Origin of the sequence: Parabacteroides sp. AF17-28, from assembly GCF_003479205.1 — a bacterium.
GTDB classification, from domain to species: domain Bacteria; phylum Bacteroidota; class Bacteroidia; order Bacteroidales; family Tannerellaceae; genus Parabacteroides; species Parabacteroides acidifaciens.
On the sequence record NZ_QUGV01000004.1, the window covers coordinates 249,250 to 271,450 of the forward strand.

Genomic DNA, 22,201 nt, shown 5'->3' on the forward strand with positions numbered 1-22,201 from the left:
ATCAGAACAGCATTTCTACCAACCCGGGACGAAGGAATTCTTTGAAGAAGGCGACAAACTCGTCTTCCCCGAAACTTACTTTATAGGAACCGTCAGCCGGAACAATCGTGAAAGAGGCGTCATGCCCGCTTACTTTCTCGATCTTCACGCCGCCATCCAACAGACTCTTGGCGTTGGCGGTAAAATATTTGGTGAGTGCATCGGCTTCGGCAGTCTGGATCGTGATCGCTTCCTTCTTTGCCCATTCCTTTGCCATTTCAAGAATCACTTTCTGCATGAACGCAGTGTCAGAAACGATCGCTTTCACATTGGAAGAAGTTATCTTTCCGGTAATGAGGTTTACCACTTCGCTTTTCAGCGCTTCTACAGATTGGGTTGCAAACAATTTCAACTCGGCCTCCGTATTCTTTTTCAGTTCGGCCGCCTGCTTTTCGGCAGCTGCCACAATACGTTTTGCTTCTGCTTCCGCATCGCTCAATATCGTTTGTTTCTGAGCATTTGCATCGGCAATGATTCGCCCTGCTTCTTCGTTACCTTTCTCTACTCCTTCTTTGTAGATTTTGTCGGTCAGTTCCTGAATCTTTGTATCCATTTCTATATGTTTTTTATTAAATTGTTCCCCATGTATAGGTATTAAACGCCTACAAAGTTATTCTTTTTTATGAATTAACATTGTCATATACATAAAATCAATCCAAAAATTTAATTGTTGCGAATATATCCTCATTTTTTGTACTTTTGTTCATCTAAAAGTAGGAAATAATGTTCTCAATTACGAAAGCAACTGTTAATGATTGCCAATTAATTCAAGATCTGGCATCTAAAATCTGGGAGCCGACCTATGGTTCCATCTTGTCCCGCGAACAGCTGGACTATATGTTCGACATGATGTACAGTCATGAAAATCTTCTCAAACAGATGAACGAGCTTCACCATCAGTTCTTCATCGTCTATGCCGACGGCGTCCCTGCGGGCTACCTGTCCATCGAAACAGTTGAGAAGGATTTGTATGAATTTCAGAAAATATACTCGCTGCCCTCCTTGCACGGCACAGGCATCGGCCGTTACATCATCGAGCAGGGCATCGCTTACCTGAAAACGATCCATCCCGGTCCTTTCACCGTCGAGCTGAATGTAAACCGCCACAACCCGGCTGTCGGCTTCTACAAACACATGGGCTTCCACGAACATGCGACACGCGATTTCCATATCGGAAACGGCTACTATATGAATGACTATATCATGAGGCTTATTGTATAAAACGCATTTTTCCGGCCCGAAAGACATCCGAAACAAAACAAATGTTAATGGCTTTTTTTAACCTCAAAAAGGGACTTTTCCCGCTTTTTTGAGCGTTCCCAGCCATTACGACCGTCCTCTTTGCCACCGCGACCGTGCTAATGTGTAGTGCACTCGGCACCTCGCGAAGATTAGGACGGTCGTAATGGCGATTTGGACGGTCGTAATTGAAAAGAGGACCGTCTTTAGGGCAAAAAAGAACCTGAATTTACTTGCGATATTTGGAACGCCGTCCGTTTTGTTTTCAAATATTCGATTCTCCGGGAGTTAAGCTTTATCACTTTGTCAGTGTTTCCTGTTTTCGATAATCAAATTGTATGCATTCCGAAGTGACCTCGGCACCTCATTTCCGCTGTTGTCAGACAAAAAGGCCAAAACAATGAAAAGAGTCAATCCAAAACCGATCAAGATTTCGGACGAAATAGAAAAATGGCCGAAACAGGGGGTTATTGTATATTTCCCAATTTTGTAAAGCTTCAGTTCCTGCCCGATGAATCAACAGGACCGTTTATACATATTAAGTAATCAAGCATATTTCAGACTCCGGCAAAAGAAGTTTTTTCAATTGAGCCAATAATTACAGAATCTGAAACAACGAAATAAAATATTTTTGTGTAAGTTTGCATCCGCTAAGCGTGACATTTTAATACAGAACTTAAATACAAGAGTTATGCAATCAATTGACAATTTCAATTTTGCCGGCAAAAAGGCATTTGTAAGAGTTGACTTTAACGTTCCTCTGGACGAAAACTTCAACATCACAGACGACACTCGTATCCGTGCCGCCCTTCCTACTCTGAAAAAGATTTTAGCAGACGGAGGCAGTGTAATTATCGGTTCTCACTTGGGACGTCCGAAAGGCGTTACTGACAAATATTCACTGAAACACATCCTGAAACACGTTTCCGAATTATTAGGTGTAGATGTTCAGTTTGCTAACGACTGTATCGGCGAAGAAGCCGGTGCCAAAGCTGCCGCTCTGCAACCGGGCGAAGCATTGTTGCTTGAAAACCTTCGTTTCTATGCTGAAGAAGAAGGCAAACCGAGAGGATTGGCTGAAGATGCAACAGACGAAGAAAAGAAAGCTGCCAAGAAAGCCGTTAAAGAAAGCCAGAAAGAATTTACAAAGAGATTGGCTTCTTATGCTGACTGCTATGTAAACGACGCATTCGGTACGGCTCACCGTGCTCACGCTTCTACGGCTCTGATCGCCGACTACTTCGACACCGACCACAAGATGTTCGGTTACCTGATGGAAAAAGAGGTAAAAGCCGTTGAAAAAGTAATGAACGACATCGCTCGTCCGTTCACCGCTATCATGGGTGGTTCCAAAGTTTCTTCCAAGATCGAAATCATCGAAAACCTGCTGAACAAGGTAGACAACCTGATCATCACAGGCGGTATGACTTATACATTTACAAAAGCACAGGGTGGTAAGATCGGTAAATCAATCTGCGAAGATGACAAGCTGGATCTGGCTATCGACCTGATGAAGAAAGCGAAAGAAAAAGGTGTAAACCTGGTATTGGCTGTTGACGCTAAGATTGCTGACGATTTCAGCAACGACGCTAAGACTGCTTATGCTAACGTAAATGAAATTCCTGATGGATGGGAAGGTCTTGACATCGGTCCGAAGACAATCGAAATCTATGCAGACGTGATCAAGAACTCCAAGACTATTCTTTGGAACGGTCCTACAGGCGTATTCGAATTCGAAAACTTCACAGACGGTTCCCGTGCAGTAGGCGAAGCTATCGTTGAAGCAACCAAGAACGGCGCTTTCTCATTAGTAGGCGGCGGCGACTCTGTAGCTTGTGTTAACAAGTTCGGTCTGGCAAGCGGCGTTTCTTACGTTTCTACAGGTGGTGGCGCTTTGCTGGAAGCGATCGAAGGTAAAGTTCTTCCGGGTATCGCTGCTGTTAAGGGCGAACCTTACAAATAAGAAACAGATCGTAAATATCTAATAGAAAAGGGCTGCCTTCCATTTGAAGACAGCCCTTCTTTTTTATTGTAGCCGGATCACTTTATTGCAACCGGATCGGCTTCCCGCTCTTGGCACTTTTGATAGCAGACTCCAATATCTCGACAACGATCAGATTGTTTTCCAAAGAAGACAAATCGGTCGGAGCAACCTGGATATCTCCGCGCACGGCCGCTTTCAGGTAATAGAAGGAATCGTTATAAGGGGCTTGCAGTTTAGGCGACTGCCATTGGGTTTCTTTCTTTTCCTTATATACACGCATATTAGTCGGCGTGTCCTGGTAAATGTATCCTTTGCTACCATATATATGCATATCTTTCCGGTTTATCGGCCAGTTCCATGAACCCATGATCTGGACAGTCGCATCCGGGTATTCGGCAACAATCGTCGCATCATCATCCACATTCGGATACTTGTCGGGCTTCTGATGGTTCAAGACAGCATATACGCTGACCGGTTTCTGCCCGTCCATCAACCAGGTAGCGAGGTTCGCACCATAGCAGCCAAAATCGATAACGGCACCGCCGCCATTCAGCTTCGGATCTGTCAACCAATCGGTAAACGCCTTTCCGCAACCGATTTCAAAAGGTCCTTGATGGCCGTCATATACATTCATACGGGTTATCTTACCGATCGCATCGTCTTCCTTTATCAGGCAGTATGCTTCATGGTTCGTATCATACCAGGTCGTTTCATAATTGGTAAGCAACAGAATCTTGTTTTTGCGGGCAAGGCTTGCCATCCGGTTAGCATGCTCCATATTGACAGCCAACGGCTTTTCGACCATCACATGGATACCGCGCGGCGCACATGCCTCCACCACGGCAAGGTGATCATAAATGGAACCGTAGGCAACAACCACTTCCGGCTTCGCCTTATCCAGCATTTCTCCTAAATCGGCATAGAAACAGGATGCCGGTAATTTTTTACTTAGCCCGTTATTCGCTCTCAGTTCAGCATCCGGTTCCGAAACGCCTACTACCTCAAAATCGCCCCTGTCCATGCGGACAATCACTTCGTGCAGGTGCCCGTGAGAAACTCCGGCAACTCCCAAGCGAAGCGGCTTTCCCGACTGGGCATTTACGAACAAGGGGATAAAAAACAATGACAAGGCAATAATTGCCGTAATAAATCTACGTGTGTACATGGTCTATATAAAATTGATTTGTAGCAAAGATATAATTTTTTTGTACCTTTGCCCCTCGTTATTATAGAAAAACAACATCTAAGAAATAATAAAGAAATGGCAAAAGAGCTGAAAGAACTGACTCCGAGAAGTGTGAACTACTCGCAGTGGTACCAGGATCTGGTAATCAAAGCGGATCTGGCAGAAAATTCTGCAGTACGCGGCTGTATGGTGATTAAGCCTTACGGATATGCAATTTGGGAAAAGATGCAACGTATCCTCGACGATATGTTCAAGGAAACAGGTCACGTAAACGCTTACTTCCCATTGCTGATCCCGAAATCATTCCTGAGCAAGGAAGCCGAACATGTGGAAGGTTTCGCAAAAGAATGCGCCGTTGTAACTCATTATCGTCTGAAAACAAACCACGACGGCACAGGTGTTGTGGTCGACCCGGCCGCCAAACTGGAAGAAGAACTGATTATCCGTCCGACTTCCGAAACAATCATCTGGAACACATACCGCAACTGGATACAGTCTTACCGCGACCTGCCTATTCTTTGTAACCAATGGGCAAACGTAATGCGCTGGGAAATGCGTACCCGCCTGTTCCTCCGTACCGCAGAATTCCTGTGGCAGGAAGGGCATACCGCCCATGCGACTCAGGAAGAAGCTGAAATCGAAGCAAAAAAGATGCAAGGTGTTTATGCAAACTTTGCAGAAAACTATATGGCTATGCCTGTCATCAAAGGGGTTAAGTCTGCAAGCGAACGCTTCGCCGGAGCTTTGGACACATATACGATCGAAGCTATGATGCAGGACGGAAAGGCGCTTCAGGCCGGTACTTCCCACTTCTTAGGACAGAACTTCGGCAAGGCGTTCGACGTTACCTTTATCGACAAGAACGGAAAGAGCGACTATGCATGGGCTACATCATGGGGAGTTTCGACCCGCCTGATCGGTGCGCTGATCATGTCTCATTCCGACGACAACGGTCTGGTATTGCCTCCGCACCTCGCTCCTATCCAGGTGGTAATCGTTCCGATCTACCGCAGTGCGGAACAGTTGGCGCAGATCAGCGAAAAAGTCGACGGTATCGTTGCCAAGCTGAAAGCGCTGGGTATCTCAGTTAAATATGATGACGCCGACAACAAGAAGCCGGGTTGGAAGTTTGCCGAATACGAACTGAAAGGCGTTCCCGTACGTCTGGCTATGGGCGGACGCGACCTGGAAAACAACACGATCGAAGTAATGCGCCGCGACACACTGGAAAAAGAGACAGTGACTTGCGACAACATCGAAACATACGTTCAGAGCCTGCTGGAAGAAATCCAGAAGAATATCTTCCAGAAAGCACTCGACCACCGTACGGAAAAGACAATCACTGTCGATACATACGAAGAATTCAAAGAAAAGATCGAAGAAGGCTACTTCATCATGGCCCACTGGGACGGTACTCCCGAAACAGAAGAGCAGGTGAAGAACGAAACCAAAGCGACCATCCGCTGTATTCCTTTGGAAGGCGACAAAACTCCGGGCAAATGTATGGTAACCGGCAAACCTTCCGCACAGCGCGTATTGTTTGCACGGGCTTACTAATCAACCGAAATTTATATAATAGAAGAGAGGGTGCCAGGTTGAATCTGACACCCTCTTCTTATTTGAGACTTATCTTTTCCAAATCATCCGGTACAACCACAAATCCTGAAAAATTAAGGCTGGCTTCTGCCGTATAATCTTTCTTGCGGGTATCGAGACGGCTATCTTCCGTATGATATAACAACAGGTTTTTCACATTCAGTTCTTCCGCTAACCGGCCGGCTTCCAACGCCGTGCTATGGTGTTTTTCATAAGGCTTGAAAATCTCACGGTCTTCATACAGGCAAAAAGCCTCGCATAGCAGCCAGTCTGCATTTTCCACATATTGGCGGTTCGATTCATTGTAAGGTTCATCACCCAGACAAACCAATGATTTTCCGTCTGGAAGCAATGCCCGAAAACCAAATTGTTTTTCTTTCGTAGACAAAATATCAAAACATTGAAGTTCCATATCTCCTATCCGGAGCACATCCTTATCCGCTATCTCATGGAACAGGACTTGCTTGCCCAACAATGCTATTTGCTTTTGGGAAAGCATCATCCGGAGCATATAGTCCAAAACCTGCAATACTTTAGCATGGCTATAAAGGTTGAATGTCCCCGTATAACGTTTACTCAACATCCGTTGAATCACCATCCGGACCACCCAAACAGCTCCCAATATATGGTCCGTATGAGCATGCGTCACATACATTTCATGTATATCGGCCAGTTGTACCTGTGCCTTTTCCAGTTGGGTCAATATGCCGTTTCCACCGCCTGCATCAACCAGGAGCAGAGTCTCTTCCGTTTTAATAATAAAACAAGTATTGTAGCATTTGGTCACAGTTGCATTTCCAGTACCGAGCATGATCAGTTCCGTTGCTGTCTTTTTCATTTTATTGTAGAATTATTTCGTGCAAATGTACATAAAAGGCCTCTATTTTTCATTTATCTTCTCTATCTTTGGAGAAGAAACAAATTAGAACTTGTATGGAGCTCATTCTTCCAACCAATCAGAATACTTCAACACCTGTCACACTCGACACAAAAGTGTTGGTCGTAATCGGGGCCAACGGGTCCGGCAAAAGTTCCTTCGGCAGAGACTTGCACGAACGTTACGTAGAAAAAAGCGTATGGATATCCGGAATGCATTCCCTCTTTCTCAGTAGCGAGGAGAATGAAACGCCCGCGGACGGCAATGAACTGGCACGGCTTCAGTCGATGATTGCCGAACGGCTTTTCATGCCCCGTTTGTCGGAATATGAAAAACTGATCCTGCATCTGCAAACAGAAGAGTTTGAAGCAGCCGTCAAATATAAGGAAGATTGTAAACTCACACCCGATTTGTTGCCGCCGGTAACCAAGATAGACCGTATCCAGACCATCTGGGAAAAGATGTTCCCACACAATCGGCTGGTGCGCAAATCCGGTTTCATCGAACTGGCTTCTACCAGTATCGACGGGGATTCATACACGGCCGGCCGGATGAGTGACGGTGAAAAGTTAGTGTTTTATCTGATCGGAGCCGTACTTTGTGCCCCGGCGAATGCCCTCTTAATCATCGAAGAACCGGAAATCCTGCTTCACGACTCTATCAAGAATCCCTTATGGGACGAGATAGAAGCCATACGTCCGGATTGCACCTATGTATATCTGACACACGACATCGACTTCGCCGCCTCGCGCGACAGCAGCAAACGTCTGTGGATACGCTCCTACAATGCAGACGCCCGGATATGGGATTATGAGCTGATCGAGAACACCGACACCTTCCCGGAAGAGGTTTATATGGAAATCTTAGGGAGCCGCAAACCGATCCTGTTTATCGAAGGGACGGATTCGAACAGCATAGACAACCGGCTCTATCCGTTGATTTTCCCGGATTACAAAGTTAAGCCCATGGGCGGTTGTCAAAAGGTGATCGAGACGACAAAGGCTTTTTCGCAACTGAAAGACTTCCATACGTTGGACTCCAAAGGCATCGTAGACCGTGACCGCCGGACAGAAAGCGAGATCGCTTACCTGCGTGAACAGCATATCTATGTGCCTGATGTCGCCGAAGTAGAGAACCTGCTGATGCTGGAACCCGTCATAAAAACCGTTGCCAACCGTCTGATGAAAGACCCGGAACTGGTTTTCAGCCAGGTGAAAGAAAACGTGATCAAGCTCTTCCTGAAGGATCTCGAAAGCCAAGTGCTGCTCCATGCCCGCCACCGAGTGCAAAAGAAGTTAGAAACAGCACTGAACCGGAAAATGAGTACAGTTGAAGAACTGACCGAGCATGTGGAAAGCATTCGCGAGACGGTGCACGTAGACGATATCTATACAGGGATCAAGAGTAAGTTCATCCAATATGCCGAGACCGGCGATTACAAAAATATCCTCCGCGTCTACAACCAGAAAGGGATGTTGCCGCAATCCCAATTATGTAAATACTGTGGTATCAGCAACAAAGAGAGTTACTTAAATCTCATCCTCTCCATACTCCGGGAAAACAAGGAAGATGCCGATGTGATCCGTACTTCCATCAAAGAATGTTTAGGAACATAAAAAGTTTCTCAAAATGAAGAAAAAGTCCGTAAAAAGTCGTTCTTTTGCATTCTAATTAAAATGAATATAATGGGGTGAAGGCTCCTTACCGATTTAAACTATGCGCACACCGACTCTTCAATATCTCTATCTGCAAAAACCGGTAACGATGGTTATCGTCATTTGTATTATCTCTGTCCTCCCTTGGATAGGGCTGGGAGATTTTTCAACAAAAGGAGAACCTCGCGAAGCTGCAGTCGCAGTTTCGATGCTTGAAACAGGCAACTGGGTTTTGCCTCAGGTCTACGCAAACGAATTTGCTTACAAGCCGCCATTGGCGCATTGGATGATGGCCGCAGCCTCTCTGCCGCAAGGGCATGTGACCGAGTTTTCTTCCAGGTTACCGTCTGCGCTGGCATTTATCACACTAATCGGTTTTACATTAGTTTTCTTCGGTAAGCGGCTACGGTTTCAGCAAGCTTTTATTGCAACGCTACTGCTTATTACCTGTATCGAGATACACCGGGCTGCAATGACTACCCGTGTGGATATGCTATTGACAACGTTTATGGTGATCGGGCTTTTCCAACTATACCGATGGGAAGACAAATTGGATCTGAAAGGTGTGCCGATTGCCATTCCCGCCCTGTTAGGATGCGCCGTCCTGACGAAAGGGCCTGTAGGCCTTATCCTGCCGCTGTTTGTTTTCGGCGTTTACCTGCTGATGCTTCGCAAATATTCCTGCCTGGTGATATTCAAAGCGCTTCTCTATGCCGGTATTTCTTCCCTATTCCTGCCCTTACTGTGGTATGTTGCAGCCTGGAAACAGGGGGGCGATGCATTCCTGAATGTGGTATTGGCTGAAAACTTCGGACGTTTCTTCCATTTGAGCACACCGGAAATCCATTATGAACTGGGACATGAAAACGGTGTTTGGTACAATTTCATGACATTGGCAGCAGGATTTATTCCTTGGACAATCTTCTTCTTTTTCTCTTTATTCGGATTGAAGCTCCACAAACCGGAGAAATCCATGAAAGAGATTCTGAAAGATACCTGGAACAAGATACAATCGATGGAAAAAGAGAAACTGTTCAGCCTGGTCGCATTGGTTTGTATCATCTTTTTCTATTCGATACCATCCAGCAAACGGAGCGTATATCTGATGCCTGCCTATCCGTTTATCGCGATATTCCTGGCTCAGTACACTTTATATATTACAGAATACCGGACCAAAGTCACACGTCTGTTTGCCGCATTCATGGCTTCGATCACAGCTGTCGTAATGATTGCCGTAGGGTTGACAATGGCGGGTGTAATCGATCCTGTCAAAATAGCAAGCCAATACACGAACCGCCAAGCTACATTGGAAATGGTGGAGATGGTTTCGAATATGTTCTCGCATCCTTGCGGGCTGACGATCTGTATCTTGTTAGTTATACTGGCTATTCTGGCAACAGTCTATTACCAGATGTTTAAGAAGATCAATATCAAGATACTATATGCAACGATAGCGCTTGCTTTCGGCATTAACCTGTTGATCGACGGTGTTGTGATGCGCGGAATACGCCAGGGAAGTTCAGCCCGTCCGTTTGCCGAGCAGGTTCAGAAAGAATATCCGTTGGATGACACGAATATGTATGTCGTGAATGACCTGAAAACATATTCCAATCTTTACGGATTGAATTTCTACTTGGGGAATAAGTTCCATAACTTCGATCAGGAACAGCCGGTCAGCGGTTTCTTTTTCTGTACGGCGAAAGACTTGGAAAAAATCCAAAAAAATTATGGAGATAAGTACACGTTCAGTCTACTTACCTCCACAAAGAATGTTATCGCTGATGTACGTCAAAGAATCGTACTTTGCAGCTTTTTACAGAACGAATAATCAATATTTAAAGACTTTACCGCCGGCCAATACTTCCTGCCGTGCTTCATCGAACGTAGCCTTTTCACCGGTACGGAGAGATGCTGTACACATGATATTGGCAATCGAATGGTTGTAACCGGCATCTACAGGAGCATGCGGTTGTTTGCGGCTCTTTACGCATTCCATCCAGTTACGCATATGCAGGTTTGTCATCGGATCGGAACCGGTATTGGAACCTGTTTCCACTTTGATAGACGGCAAAACATATTCATCCAACAGATTCGGCTGCATACCCATTTCATCTGCAAAACGTTTGGTCAGACCACCTTCGGATGTTACTTTATTCGTATCCAGATTCAGTGTCCCGCCATTGGAGAAATACAATTCTTTCGTCCCGCCGGCAGAGTTATGCATACGGGAAGAATAAACCACCTGGAAGTTCTGTGAGCCGTCGGGAGTACCATAGTCGAACACTGCCGTCATCGTGTCATAACTGCGACGTCCGTCATTCCACTGATAGATACCGCCATTGGCAGCTACGCTACGCGGATGGTTGCATCCCGTAAACCAGTGTACCGTATCGATCTGATGCGACATCCACTGACCGGGGATACCGGACGAATACGGCCAGAAGAGGCGATACTCCAGATATTTACGCGGATCCCACTCTTCATACGGACGATTCAGCAGGAAGCGTTTCCAGTCTGTATCTTTTTCAAAACATTGTGCAACCAACGCCGGACGACGCCAGCGACCGGGTTGGTTGACATTCCAGCACATCTCTACCATCGTGATCTTACCGAACTTACCGGAACGGATAAAATCATTGGCCGCATGATAGTTAGGCGCCGAACGGCGTTGAGAACCAATCTGCACGATCTTTCCACTTTCCAGCACAGCTTTACGGGCGGCACGGGCATCCTCCATTGTTTCAGCAAACGGTTTTTCAACATAAGCATCGCATCCGGCTTTAACCGCTTCGATACAATGCAAAGCATGCTGGAAATCAGAAGTCGCCACAATCACTGCATCGCATATTTTAGCGTCATACAGTTCCTCATTGTTGCGGAACGCCTTTACCTTCTTTCCATACTTTTCCTGGAAGAAAGCAACCCCTTCTTCCCGGCGCTTTTTCCATATGTCGGAGACGGCAACGATCTCAAATCCCAACTCATCGGCACAAGCCATAAAAGACGGAATCAGGGAATAGCGGGCACGGTCTGAAAAACCGACAATGCCCACACGTATCTTTTCGTTTGCTCCCATTATGTTAGCGTAACTTTCAGTACTGAAACCCAGTCCGCCAATAGTCAGACCGGCCGCGCCCAAAGCGCTGTGTTTAAGGAAATCTCTGCGTGTTGTCATGGTTCTATTTTTTTAGTTAACTACTTCAGTTCTCTAATCTTGATATTCCGGAAAGATACTTCATCCCAGTGGTCCTGCAACAAAATATGGCCTTTGTCAGCTGTTCCGAAACCGCCAAACTCATTATATTCTTTCTTTGCAAACTTGCTACCCTTCACCAATTCGAGGAATGCGTCGGAAGCCCAGTCATATTCAACAGTCTTGAAGCCGTTCATCCAATGTTCGACATGCTTGTTGGGGAATACTTTGATTACACCCTGGTTCCACTGTCCTACACCGTTGAAACGTTTGTTTTTCGCTGCAATAATGTCATACAAGCTGGATACCGTACGGCTACCCGGATAGGTTGTGTACAGTTTAGCATCCGGATGAAGCTGATCGTCCAATACCTGGTATTCCGGACCGATCACAAAACCTTTATTCTTTTTGCTTTCCTGGATCAGATATTTCATACCACTGTTAGCACCCGGTGTCAGCTTAAACTCAAAGCTCAGTTCAAAGGCTCCAAATTCATCGTTCGTTACGATATCACCACCTCTTTTACCTTCCGGACCTCCGTTTTTCATAACTGTCAGTTCGCCGTTTTCAATCTTCCATCCATGTTCAGGGAAAGTTTCCTGACCGGCGCCACGCCATCCGTTAGACGTTTTACCGTCAAACAACAGCTTCCAACCGGCTGCTTTTTCTGTTTCCGTCAATGTATTCGGAATGCGGTTTACTTCCGGAGCCAACTGTCCTTGCATACGTTCTGCTTCCAGATTTTCCGTCTTAATGCGGATATTACGCCACCAGATTTCTTTTCCTTCCTTAGACATGTCTTTTCCGATTCCATGAACCTGGAAAGCGATAAAACCTTTCGGAGTCATATCATCGATCAGGTTGGAAGTGTTCACACCATTCAACCAGATACGGATATTATTGCCGATTGCCTCGATACGATACTTATTCCAGTCATCTCTCTTGTAAGCTGCACGACCTGCATCATTATCAGTCAAAGTAACCAACCATCCACGACGTGCTTCATCATAAATACCTCCGCTCCATGCACGATCGGAAGGATCGATTTCACACTGGTAACCATGTACACGGCCATTCTGGTAGTCCGGCAAACTTTCACTGCGGAACTGTACACCCGAATTAAGGCTCGGATCACACTTCACTTCAAATTCCAGGATAAAATCACCATATTCCTGCTCTGTAGCCATAAAACTATTCGGCTGGCCGGATACGGATTTACCAACGAGGCAACCATCCTCTACACGATAGGGAGCTTCTCCGTTTAATTGCTTAAAACCTGTGAAGTCTTTTCCGTTAAACAACTTCTGCCATCCGTCATTAGGTTGGCAGGCACCACACAGCAATGTCAAAGACAAGGCTGCTAATTTTAAATACGTTTTCATTTTGTTTTCTTGATACTATATTAGTTAGACAATCAATTTACATCAGTCGTTCTTCATGTGTACGTGCACAAAGATATAAGTTTTTACACTTCCATCGCGTTAAATCTCGAAAAATTCAATAAGATTTACGAATTTGTTCTTTAATAGCAGCGACAGAAGTTGCTAATTGATTATCCATATTATCCCATTTGCATTCAATTGAAAGCGCTCCGGCATATCCGGCCTGGTGCAGAGCCTTAAAGAAGGGTGTAAAATCGTCTCCTTTTACTCCAGGGGCGGAACGGATTTCATTTTCTGCTATATGGCAATGCTTCAGCCATTTTCCGGCATCGATAAGCGCACCGGCATCTTCATTCTCGCGCAGCATGTGAAAGAAATCCGCCAACACACCCAAATTCGGGTGATCGACAGCCTTTGCAATTTCCGTCCCTTGCCGTACCGTATTGATAAAATTAGTTTCTGAACTTTGCAACGGTTCAACGACTACATAAACATCATAACCGGCGGCATATTCGGCAAGCTTCCGGCATAAGGTTGTGAACTGCCCGGTGGCCTCTTCCCTACTGAAACCATCCGGGATATTACGGGCATTTCCACTCCCTAAGACCAATATCTTCACTCCGACCTCATGCGCACGCCTGATAGCCACTTTTCCATATTTCAGTATCTCGTCCAGACAAACATCCGGTCCGGTCAACCTAAGATCTCCGGGGAAAAAGCTATTACCCGAATATAAGGGCAACTCCGCTTCTTTCGCAATCTGCAAATTAGCTGCAAACGCGCTATCCGGCTGATCCGGCATTAAGAAAGAACGGATACCGATTTCCACATACGAACAACCTGCCTGTTTCAGCAAAAGAGCTTTATTGACGGAAGTGCAAACCCCGATGCGGTCTGCCAATGATTGTGCCTGCAAAAAAGAGACAAAGCAGAATAGAGTGATAAAAAGGATAACAAATCGTGTCTTCATAGGCTATACGATTATTACGAATTTACGCAAATGTAACTAATTATATTCCAATAAGAAGTATATTTGCACTCAAATTATTATAAATGAATTGATTTTATGGAACAACAGTTTATGAAGACTGCTTTTTTTGATTTCGACGGTGTGATTGTAGACACAGAACCTATTTACGATATTTACTGGAATGAGGCCGGAGAACGTTATGGTACAGGAATTCCTAACTTTGCGTCCTACATTAAAGGAACTACATTGCCTTATATATTAGATAAATTCTTTTCCGACCGGTCCGAAGAATTTAAGGAAATGGTAACACGCGAATCTATGGAGTTTGAACAGCAGATGCCTTTCCCTCCGGTTCCGGGCGCTATGGAATTTATCCATCTCCTGAAGAGCAAAGGTGTCAAGGTGGGATTGGTGACCAGCTCCGATGATGTTAAGCTAAAACGGGCTTTCAGCCTCTTGCAACTCGACGGGCTTTTCGATACAGTAGTGAGTGCAGACCGCATCACGAAAGGGAAGCCTGATCCGATGTGCTATTTGTTGGCTGCATCCGACCTGAATGTATCTCCTGCAGACTGCCTGGTGTTCGAAGATTCGTTTGCCGGAGTACAAGCCGGGACAAGTGCGGGAATGCGGGTGATCGGACTTTGCACGACTAATTCGGAAAAATCCTTAAAGGACAAGGTTTATAAGGTTATTCCCGATTTCAAAAATGTTACTTTTGAGGAATACATGCAATGGTAATTCTTTGATACAAAGAGGGCGTCAAAACTAACTTTTGACGCCCTCCTCTTTATTGTAATATCTAAATTTTAGAAATTATATCCGACACGAACAGCTAAAGCAGCAGCGTCCAGATCTTTTATAATATTATATTTAGCTTCCAAACCGACTGACACCCGGTCAGTTGCATAGACTTCTCCTCCCAGACCAATGTTTGCACCAAAACGGCTTTCATCCCAAGGACCGGCTTTCCAGAAAGAAAGACTCAAACCTGCCAACGGATAGAAACCAAACATATCACTCAGTTTAAAGACATAATGAGCATTCATATCGATCGCCCACGCGCTCAACCCGTCATTCTTTATTAAATGGGTAATAGAAGGAGTCAAACGAAATTCATCCGTCACACAATAACGATAATCAATGCCGACAGTTGCATTTCCAATATCATTAAAATTATAGCCCAAATTAAAACCGAATGACGACTGCCCCTGCTGTGTCTGTGCATATGCACCTATACTGAACACAGTCAACATCAACATAACAATTAATTTTTTCATACTTTTCTTATTTTGTTCAACAATCTCGCCAAATATACTATTTTTTAATTAAAGCGCATCACTTTACTTTTAATTTATCTCCCGCGCTCTTCACAATACTGCGATAATAGTCTTCATCATAACCCGGGAAATCAGGATACTCCGACAAACCATAACCATTCTGCTTGAACTGTCCGTTTTCTTCTTTCTTCACATTACCGTCCATATATTTGACTAACAGGTATTCGCCTAACTTCTTCCAGCGAGCTGTAGCCTGGTCGGCAGTTGTCGTACTGAACCAGGTCAGGAACTTGACTGCTTCCGCCGGATTTTTAGCATACAACTCCATCGCGGCCTTATCGATAGCCGGAATTGTCTGTTGGTAACCATTCTCCAATTCCTGCTGGACAGGACGGATATCTTGTATCATATAACTATACTTACCGTATGCCATGTTTGCTATCCAGTTATGAATCCAGAAGGCTGATGTCCAGGAGAAATTCATCATATCACCGTTTCCGACACGATAACACTCGGGAGAAGCCGTAACAGAACAATAAATCGGTGTAAAGACAGCCATATCCGCATCATCCACGCCAAACCAAAGAATGCCGCCAATGGCATCCGGTAACCAGCTGCGCATCTGCGGAACAATCACAAAGCCGGTCTGTTGTGTGGCAATCGCACGCTCGTTGGTATATTCCTGGCCGTCAATCTTGAAAGTCATCGGACGCCAACGATACGGGACCTTGTAAGAGCCGGCACCGGCATCCTTCGTCATATCCAGGTCCGTACCTTCAAAATGATCGCGCATACCGTTCTGTACATCCTGTACGGACAACAGGCGATCCGGCTTGATATACAAAGGCATCGGCTTTTTCGTCACATCGCCCTTGATCAGATCGGTATATTGATCCATCGACTTGTCGTATTTGCGAAAGAAAGACCATACACGTGCTTCACAACCACGCAAAGAGCCGAAATCGTACGGGCAATAGGCTTTCTGGAAACTGAAATCCTTATCCTTCCCGCTGAAATAACCCTTTTCACGGGCAAAAGACACGACGTCCGGCGAATACAGACAGTTTTCCTTATCTTCGAAAGGAATCTGCTGAATGCGGGACTGGTTAGCATGTGCCGAGATGCAATCATCCGGAATACGGATAGCAACCCAGACAGCCCCTTTATTACCCGGACCTTTACCGATCATCTCCATTACCCAGGCTTCATTCTTATCGGCAATAGAGAAAGACTCCCCACTGCTGTAATAACCATAATCTTTTACAAGACCGGTCATCACCTCGATCGCTTCACGCGCTGTCTTGGAACGCTGTAAAGCGATATAGATCAGACTGCCATAATCCATAATACCGGTCGTATCGACCAGTTCCGAACGGCCACCGAACGTACTTTCCGTAATCGCTACCTGATGTTCGTTCATATTACCGACTACGGAATAGGTCTGTTCTACCTGCGGAATCTGTCCTAACGGCTTATGTGTATCCCACTCGATCACATCCAGCATCGCCCCTTTCGGCCAGGTGGCGGCAGGCCAGCGATACAGTTCGCCATATAGCGTATGCGAATCTGCCGCATAGCTGATCATAACAGAGCCGTCGACCGAGGCTTTCTTTCCCACTAACAGCCCAGTACATGCGACAGCTTTCATGCCGGAAAGCATCACAGCACAAGCTGCCATAAAAATCCATGTTTTTCTCATATCAATAAAGTTTATGCAAATAATAACATATATACGCCGGCGCCACAGCAATAGCCGATCAGCGCCAGTATTGAAAATCGTTTGGTATAATACATGAAATCGATCTTTTCCAATCCCATAACCGTCACACCTGTTGCAGAACCGATAATCAGAATGCTGCCACCCGTCACGGCACAATAAGCCAGGAATGTCCAGAAACCACCGTCCGACACAAAGAACTGGGCATAAGGCGCCAGGTTTGCAGCATCCGGAACAATCGGATACATCCCCATCGTCGCAGCCACCAAAGCCACGTTATCCACACAGGAAGACAAAACACCGATCACAAAGCTGATCAGATAGGGTTCATGCACATGTTTGTCCAAAAACGTAGACATCAATCCCAACTGGCCGGATGTTTCCAAAGCACCTACCGCCATCAAAATACCGAGGAAGAAGAAGATTGTCGCCAAATCGATATTCGGAAGCAGTTGGGAGATACGCAACTTATTGGACTCACGCATGTGCAGCTTGCTGTACATGATATCCGTATAAAACCACAGAACAACCAAGCCTAACAGAACCCCCAGAAACGGCGGCAGGTTCGTCAGCATCTGGAACACCGGTACCAAAGCAAGTGAAAGGACACCGATCACAAATATGACGCGACGCGAATGATTCGGTATCTCCGGTGTATATTCGTCCGCCATCTCTTCCTCGCTCATCACACGCAACGTCGCATGTTTCTTAAACAACCAAAAATGGGCGATTGTCAACGGAACAAGCATATTGACCAAAGCCGGCAGGAAGACATGGGATATCTGATGCGACGCCGTTATGTTTTTCCCAACCCAAAGCAGGATAGTCGTCACATCCCCGATCGGTGACCACGAACCGCCGGCATTAGCCGCAATAATCACCATACAGGCATATTTCAAACGGTCGGTCCGGTCCGGAACCAGCTTGCGCAACACAGCCATGACAACAATAGCAGCTGCCAGGTTATCCAGCAAAGCAGAAAAGAAGAAAGCGGCAAAACTGATAGACCACAGCAACTTCCGCTTGTTGGCAGTCCGGATATAACCGGTCACGGCCCGGAAACCACCATGTTTATCGACAATATCGACAATCAGCATGGAACACATGACAAAGAAAAGTGTTTCCGCCACATTCCCCAAGTGATAGACAATCGAACGATTCGTGATAAAAGTAATAAACTGATCTTTCAACGGCGCATTCGCCATTTCCGGATTTTGTGTCAGAAACTCCTGAAACAAAGGGCTGGAGCGTTCAACAAAAATATTATAGGCGTCAAACATCAATATCATCCACAGTGATATCGCCATAAACAAAGCTATCGCAGCTTTATTGATCTTTATTTTATCCTCCAATGCAATCGCAAGGATACCCAGAACAAAAATGACAGGCATTAAAATAAACATAATACAATGTGTTTAATTTGTTATTTATTCGCAAAAGCAGAACTTTTTGCCCTATACTCTTGCGTGTTTAAAAAATTCACCGTACATTTGGGCTTTCATAGTTAAGGTTTTGGTTAAATAGAAAGGAGTGACTTGTGAAAGCCGCTCCTTTCGCTTTTATATAGAATACAGATATTCAATCTCTTCCGCCCAAATAGACTCATCCGGTGTCTCCAGAATCAACGGGATATTGTCAAACCGGGGATCTTCCATCAACATCTTGAATGTAGTCAATCCCATCACTCCCTTTCCTATACTGTCATGACGGTCCACACGGGTTGCCAGGTCTTTCTTGGAATCATTAATATGCATTCCGCGCAAATACGAAAAACCGATTATTTCATCAAAACGTCGAAATGTCTCCGTAAACCCCTCGGCGGTCTTGATATCGTAGCCTGCCGCCAATGTATGGGCAGTATCGATACAAACCCCGATACGGGATTTATCTTCCACCTTATCTATAATATAGGCAAGCTGCTCGAAGGTATATCCCAGGTTCGTACCCTGTCCGGCTGTATTTTCCAACACGGCGCACACACCCGATGTTTGCTCCAACGCCCAGTTGACCGATTCGGCAATACGGCTCAAGCAATCCTCCACACTCATCTGGTTCAGATGGCTTCCGGGATGGAAATTCAGACGGTCCAGCCCCAACTGTTCGCAACGTTGCATCTCGTCTAAAAAAGCATCCCGCGATTTCTGCAACCCCTCCGCCTCCGGATGCCCCAAATTGATCAGGTAACTATCATGCGGCAAGATATGTTCCGCCGTATAGCCGAACTCTTCGCAACGCTCCTTGAAAAGAGAAATACTCTTTTTGGTCAGCGGAGACGATTTCCATTGACGTTGGTTACGGGTGAACAAAGCGAAAGCTTTTGCCCCGATCTCATGCGCATTCACCGGAGCATTCTCCACTCCACCTGATGCCGACACATGTGCTCCAATATACTTCATTTGTTATTTATGTTTTTATTGTTTATTCCCCTTCTGCCCTACATCCTCCAAAATGAAACTTCTCGGTCGCCTGTTCCTGTGTGACCACGAAATAGACCAGGTCTGCACGCGTACATAATTCATTCTGCGAATTATAGATTTCCGTTTCAATAAAGATCGCATTCCGCTTACGGTCTTTGATACGTCCCCGGATGGTCAAACTGGATTCACGAGTCGAGATGCTTTTCATAAAACGGGCATCCAAACGGGATGTCATACCTGAAGTCTGTAACTTCCGGAGTACCACCCACCCTGCCAATTCATCCATCAATGTAGTCTGGATACCGCCATGCAGCGTGTTCAACCACCCCTGATAATGTGCTTCCGGCTCCCAGTATGCAACAATGTCATCACCATCCTCATAAAACTCCATGTGAAGCCCCATCGGATTACTCGGCGCACAGCCAAAACACATATATCCTTCCAGCCCCTCCCAGGGATTAATAATCTTTTTCATACACAACAACAGGTTTAAATAAATTGTTCTTAAAATTAAGAGAAATCCCGAATAAATGGGCTCACAAATATAAGAAACTAAACGCTTACTTCGGTTGCCATCATAAAAAAAGCAGAAACAAGGAGTTTTCCTTATCTCTGCTTTCTCATAATAATAAGCTAACAATAATTATTGCTATATCTCTTTTTACTCTTCAACGTCCGGTTGCAAGAAATCAACAAAACACAGGGCAGCCAACGCTGTTCCGTATCGTTTCTCGATGGTAATACCTTCCGTGATGAAGTTCAACTCGCCCAGGTAATACTTACCATACGTATTCAAGTGAAGGTCGTTGATCACACGGATCAGACGGGATTCCAACTCCTCGATACGATAACGGCCGCTTACCTCACATACAAGACCTCCGACTTTTTCATCGAAGTTTTCGTCTTTGTACATCCAGGCGTAAACCACACCGGCAGACACAAACTCATCCTGATACCCATGAGAGACAGCCATAATGGTCTTCATTTCAGAACCAAACGGAGGAAGATCGATCTCATCCATGGTGGCCAGATGCGCAGTTGCCGGGATAACAGACGAATACGTCATAATGTTAAAGTCTGCAATACCAGCATCATAAAGAGCCATGTGGTAAGATCCTGCATGTTTTTCCAAATCAGATTCACCACTACCCTTTGTAATAAAAAAGGTGTTTGGAATTAAATTCCCAACTTTCTTTACCATCTACGAATATGTTTTACTAATTAATAATAAGGGCACAAAAATAGAAACTTATTCGGGATTACACAACGATTAGACTGCAAAACATTAATATAGTAACACTTTTACCACACTTTATCTTCCTTTCATTTTAATATTTTCCACATATCGGTTTCCTTTCCGGTATGTTTCCCCTTCTTTTGTATAGACATAGTCGCCCTTATTCGTGCGGACCGTATAGCGGATAGCCTTTCCTTCGAGCGCTGTTTCATCAGCCATAAACAAGGATATATTAGCTGTAAATATACCTTCTTTCTCCACCGGTGTTTTGTCTGTCGTCAGAAAAATAGAACCGGAACGCGGTTGCATCTGACGGAATCCGAAATAACCTGTCAGATAATCGTAAAACGGGGTGCTGTTGTCCACCACATCCAGCTGTACACTGGCGATGGTCAGTTCATCGCCGGTATCATTCTTAAACCGGATCGCCAACTGGCTGGTCTGGTGTTTCAGAACCATAGAGGCCGATATATTTCCTTCTTCATCTGTCTCCGTACGGCACGCACCAACCACAATATCGTACATACCAAAAGTCCCGTCTTTCGACTGATACTGCTGGCAGATGTTGTAGTTCATCATACTTTTGTGAATAAAATAGCCGACCAGTGAATCAGCACCGGAAACGATATTTCCTCCGAAAACAGCGGACACCGAGTTCAAACTATCCTGCATGATAAACGGAAGCCCCTCCATATGCGGATCATGGGACGGATAACGATATAGCAACTCCCCTTTCCCATCCATCGATACGACGGCAAAGCCCAGTCCCTTGTCCCATTGCCTGAAACAATAGAACGCCGTATCTTCCGGCACCTCCAAACCAACTGTCAACAAAATCTTTTCTACAGGCGGACGAACGATATCCGGCCTCGGATCAGGAGCCGGCTCCGGAATATCATCCATATTGTCGGAACAACCGGCCACTCCCGCCAATGCCATTACGGCTACAACGGGTAAAAACTTCCATACATTTTGTTTCTTTCTCATAACACGTAGAATTTTTATCTATATAAATGCAGAGAAAAGAAAAACCTTGCATGCAAACCAAAAAAGAAAACAAATAAGTCGACTACTCGTCCTGTAACTCTTTCTCTATTTCTTCAATGCTTGGCAAGGAACTACGGAAGTCTTTAGGAAACGATTCTACTAACTGATATTCGGATATGCCGATAGGTTGGTTTGTATTTTCCAACGTGTATTTAGCGACCACTTCATCCTTTGTTTTGCAAATCAATAAACCGATAGTAGGATTATCATCTTTGTGCTTCATCTGATGATTAACAGCAGAAACATACAGTCCTAATTTACTGATGTATTCGGCCTTAAATCTGCCGGTCTTCAATTCCGTCACAATGAAGCAACGAAGTTTATAATTATAGTTTACCTGAGCGGGGGCATCGCTGCCCCAACTCGGCTTCAAAACCGTACG

At 45.2% G+C, this 22,201-nt stretch carries 20 protein-coding genes; 6 read left to right on the forward strand and 14 right to left on the reverse strand.

The window, feature by feature from the left end:
• Position 1 precedes the first annotated feature (1 nt).
• A complete protein-coding gene (locus DWW90_RS04600; protein WP_115501078.1) occupies positions 2–592 on the reverse strand; it encodes a hypothetical protein in 591 nt (196 codons plus the stop codon).
• Between the two features lie 170 nt (positions 593–762).
• Here DWW90_RS04600 and DWW90_RS04605 point away from each other — a divergent pair, with 170 nt between their 5' ends.
• Positions 763–1,260: a GNAT family N-acetyltransferase gene (locus DWW90_RS04605; protein ID WP_122332702.1), complete on the forward strand. Its 498-nt coding sequence runs from the start codon at positions 763–765 to the stop codon at positions 1,258–1,260.
• A 709-nt stretch (positions 1,261–1,969) separates the two neighbouring features.
• The gene (pgk, locus tag DWW90_RS04610) at positions 1,970–3,241 is read left to right on the forward strand and encodes a phosphoglycerate kinase (RefSeq protein WP_115498621.1); all 1,272 of its coding nucleotides are present in this window, start codon (positions 1,970–1,972) and stop codon (positions 3,239–3,241) included.
• A gap of 82 nt (positions 3,242–3,323) precedes the next feature.
• Here pgk and DWW90_RS04615 read toward each other — a convergent pair whose 3' ends face one another.
• Positions 3,324–4,427 carry a Gfo/Idh/MocA family protein gene (locus DWW90_RS04615; protein WP_122344164.1) on the reverse strand — a complete coding sequence of 368 codons (1,104 nt, stop codon included), beginning with the start codon at positions 4,425–4,427 and terminating at the stop codon, positions 3,324–3,326.
• Between the two features lie 96 nt (positions 4,428–4,523).
• On the opposite strand from DWW90_RS04615, the gene proS reads away from it, so the two are divergent.
• Positions 4,524–6,005: a proline--tRNA ligase gene (proS, locus tag DWW90_RS04620; protein WP_122344165.1), complete on the forward strand. Its 1,482-nt coding sequence runs from the start codon at positions 4,524–4,526 to the stop codon at positions 6,003–6,005.
• A gap of 58 nt (positions 6,006–6,063) precedes the next feature.
• On the opposite strand, the gene DWW90_RS04625 is transcribed toward proS, so the two are convergent.
• The gene (locus DWW90_RS04625; protein WP_122333441.1) at positions 6,064–6,882 is read right to left on the reverse strand and encodes an MBL fold metallo-hydrolase; all 819 of its coding nucleotides are present in this window, start codon (positions 6,880–6,882) and stop codon (positions 6,064–6,066) included.
• A 95-nt stretch (positions 6,883–6,977) separates the two neighbouring features.
• On the opposite strand from DWW90_RS04625, the gene DWW90_RS04630 reads away from it, so the two are divergent.
• The gene (locus DWW90_RS04630) at positions 6,978–8,537 is read left to right on the forward strand and encodes a DUF4435 domain-containing protein (RefSeq protein WP_122344166.1); all 1,560 of its coding nucleotides are present in this window, start codon (positions 6,978–6,980) and stop codon (positions 8,535–8,537) included.
• Between the two features lie 100 nt (positions 8,538–8,637).
• Entirely contained in the window at positions 8,638–10,404 is a 1,767-nt protein-coding gene (locus tag DWW90_RS04635) for a glycosyltransferase family 39 protein (protein WP_115498616.1), read from the forward strand.
• Here DWW90_RS04635 and DWW90_RS04640 read toward each other — a convergent pair whose 3' ends face one another.
• The 3 genes from DWW90_RS04640 to DWW90_RS04650 all read right to left on the reverse strand — a co-directional run bounded on the left by DWW90_RS04640 (position 10,405) and on the right by DWW90_RS04650 (position 14,121).
• Positions 10,405–11,751, reverse strand: coding sequence for a Gfo/Idh/MocA family oxidoreductase (locus tag DWW90_RS04640; protein WP_122333438.1), 1,347 nt, complete (start codon positions 11,749–11,751; stop codon positions 10,405–10,407).
• 20 nt (positions 11,752–11,771) lie between these two features.
• The gene (locus DWW90_RS04645; RefSeq protein ID WP_115498614.1) at positions 11,772–13,151 is read right to left on the reverse strand and encodes a DUF1080 domain-containing protein; all 1,380 of its coding nucleotides are present in this window, start codon (positions 13,149–13,151) and stop codon (positions 11,772–11,774) included.
• A 115-nt stretch (positions 13,152–13,266) separates the two neighbouring features.
• Entirely contained in the window at positions 13,267–14,121 is an 855-nt protein-coding gene (locus DWW90_RS04650; RefSeq protein ID WP_122344167.1) for a sugar phosphate isomerase/epimerase, read from the reverse strand.
• Between the two features lie 96 nt (positions 14,122–14,217).
• Between DWW90_RS04650 and DWW90_RS04655 the strand changes: the two genes are divergently transcribed.
• A complete protein-coding gene (locus tag DWW90_RS04655; RefSeq protein ID WP_122344168.1) occupies positions 14,218–14,862 on the forward strand; it encodes an HAD family phosphatase in 645 nt (214 codons plus the stop codon).
• A 68-nt stretch (positions 14,863–14,930) separates the two neighbouring features.
• On the opposite strand, the gene DWW90_RS04660 is transcribed toward DWW90_RS04655, so the two are convergent.
• From DWW90_RS04660 to DWW90_RS04695, 8 genes are all read right to left on the reverse strand, one after another.
• Positions 14,931–15,401, reverse strand: a complete 471-nt coding sequence (locus tag DWW90_RS04660; RefSeq protein ID WP_167451640.1) for an outer membrane beta-barrel protein — start codon at positions 15,399–15,401, stop codon at positions 14,931–14,933.
• Between the two features lie 58 nt (positions 15,402–15,459).
• The gene (locus tag DWW90_RS04665; RefSeq protein ID WP_122344169.1) at positions 15,460–17,100 is read right to left on the reverse strand and encodes a dipeptidase; all 1,641 of its coding nucleotides are present in this window, start codon (positions 17,098–17,100) and stop codon (positions 15,460–15,462) included.
• 11 nt (positions 17,101–17,111) lie between these two features.
• Positions 17,112–18,521: a sodium:proton antiporter NhaD gene (gene nhaD / locus DWW90_RS04670; protein WP_122344170.1), complete on the reverse strand. Its 1,410-nt coding sequence runs from the start codon at positions 18,519–18,521 to the stop codon at positions 17,112–17,114.
• Positions 18,522–18,677: 156 nt separating this feature from the next.
• Positions 18,678–19,514, reverse strand: coding sequence for a deoxyribonuclease IV (gene nfo / locus DWW90_RS04675; RefSeq protein ID WP_115498609.1), 837 nt, complete (start codon positions 19,512–19,514; stop codon positions 18,678–18,680).
• 22 nt (positions 19,515–19,536) lie between these two features.
• Complete coding sequence (locus DWW90_RS04680; protein ID WP_122344171.1) at positions 19,537–20,010, reverse strand: PaaI family thioesterase; 474 nt, start codon at positions 20,008–20,010, stop codon at positions 19,537–19,539.
• A gap of 186 nt (positions 20,011–20,196) precedes the next feature.
• A complete protein-coding gene (locus DWW90_RS04685) occupies positions 20,197–20,736 on the reverse strand; it encodes a pyruvoyl-dependent arginine decarboxylase (protein ID WP_115498607.1) in 540 nt (179 codons plus the stop codon).
• A gap of 111 nt (positions 20,737–20,847) precedes the next feature.
• On the reverse strand, positions 20,848–21,759 hold the full coding sequence (locus DWW90_RS04690) for a hypothetical protein (RefSeq protein WP_122344172.1): 912 nt from the start codon (positions 21,757–21,759) through the stop codon (positions 20,848–20,850).
• 82 nt (positions 21,760–21,841) lie between these two features.
• A partial coding sequence (locus tag DWW90_RS04695) for a PDDEXK nuclease domain-containing protein (protein WP_122344173.1) occupies positions 21,842–22,201 on the reverse strand: 360 nt, incomplete at its 5' end.

Bases quoted from the DNA above. Each gene is read 5' to 3' on its own strand.
- DWW90_RS04600 (WP_115501078.1), bottom strand. From the start codon at position 592: ATGGATACAAAGATTCAGGAACTGACCGACAAAATCTACAAAGAAGGA.
- DWW90_RS04605 (WP_122332702.1), top strand. From the start codon at position 763: ATGTTCTCAATTACGAAAGCAACTGTTAATGATTGCCAATTAATTCAA.
- pgk (WP_115498621.1), top strand. From the start codon at position 1,970: ATGCAATCAATTGACAATTTCAATTTTGCCGGCAAAAAGGCATTTGTA.
- DWW90_RS04615 (WP_122344164.1), bottom strand. From the start codon at position 4,427: ATGTACACACGTAGATTTATTACGGCAATTATTGCCTTGTCATTGTTT.
- proS (WP_122344165.1), top strand. From the start codon at position 4,524: ATGGCAAAAGAGCTGAAAGAACTGACTCCGAGAAGTGTGAACTACTCG.
- DWW90_RS04625 (WP_122333441.1), bottom strand. From the start codon at position 6,882: ATGAAAAAGACAGCAACGGAACTGATCATGCTCGGTACTGGAAATGCA.
- DWW90_RS04630 (WP_122344166.1), top strand. From the start codon at position 6,978: ATGGAGCTCATTCTTCCAACCAATCAGAATACTTCAACACCTGTCACA.
- DWW90_RS04635 (WP_115498616.1), top strand. From the start codon at position 8,638: ATGCGCACACCGACTCTTCAATATCTCTATCTGCAAAAACCGGTAACG.
- DWW90_RS04640 (WP_122333438.1), bottom strand. From the start codon at position 11,751: ATGACAACACGCAGAGATTTCCTTAAACACAGCGCTTTGGGCGCGGCC.
- DWW90_RS04645 (WP_115498614.1), bottom strand. From the start codon at position 13,151: ATGAAAACGTATTTAAAATTAGCAGCCTTGTCTTTGACATTGCTGTGT.
- DWW90_RS04650 (WP_122344167.1), bottom strand. From the start codon at position 14,121: ATGAAGACACGATTTGTTATCCTTTTTATCACTCTATTCTGCTTTGTC.
- DWW90_RS04655 (WP_122344168.1), top strand. From the start codon at position 14,218: ATGGAACAACAGTTTATGAAGACTGCTTTTTTTGATTTCGACGGTGTG.
- DWW90_RS04660 (WP_167451640.1), bottom strand. From the start codon at position 15,401: ATGAAAAAATTAATTGTTATGTTGATGTTGACTGTGTTCAGTATAGGT.
- DWW90_RS04665 (WP_122344169.1), bottom strand. From the start codon at position 17,100: ATGAGAAAAACATGGATTTTTATGGCAGCTTGTGCTGTGATGCTTTCC.
- nhaD (WP_122344170.1), bottom strand. From the start codon at position 18,521: ATGTTTATTTTAATGCCTGTCATTTTTGTTCTGGGTATCCTTGCGATT.
- nfo (WP_115498609.1), bottom strand. From the start codon at position 19,514: ATGAAGTATATTGGAGCACATGTGTCGGCATCAGGTGGAGTGGAGAAT.
- DWW90_RS04680 (WP_122344171.1), bottom strand. From the start codon at position 20,010: ATGAAAAAGATTATTAATCCCTGGGAGGGGCTGGAAGGATATATGTGT.
- DWW90_RS04685 (WP_115498607.1), bottom strand. From the start codon at position 20,736: ATGGTAAAGAAAGTTGGGAATTTAATTCCAAACACCTTTTTTATTACA.
- DWW90_RS04690 (WP_122344172.1), bottom strand. From the start codon at position 21,759: ATGAGAAAGAAACAAAATGTATGGAAGTTTTTACCCGTTGTAGCCGTA.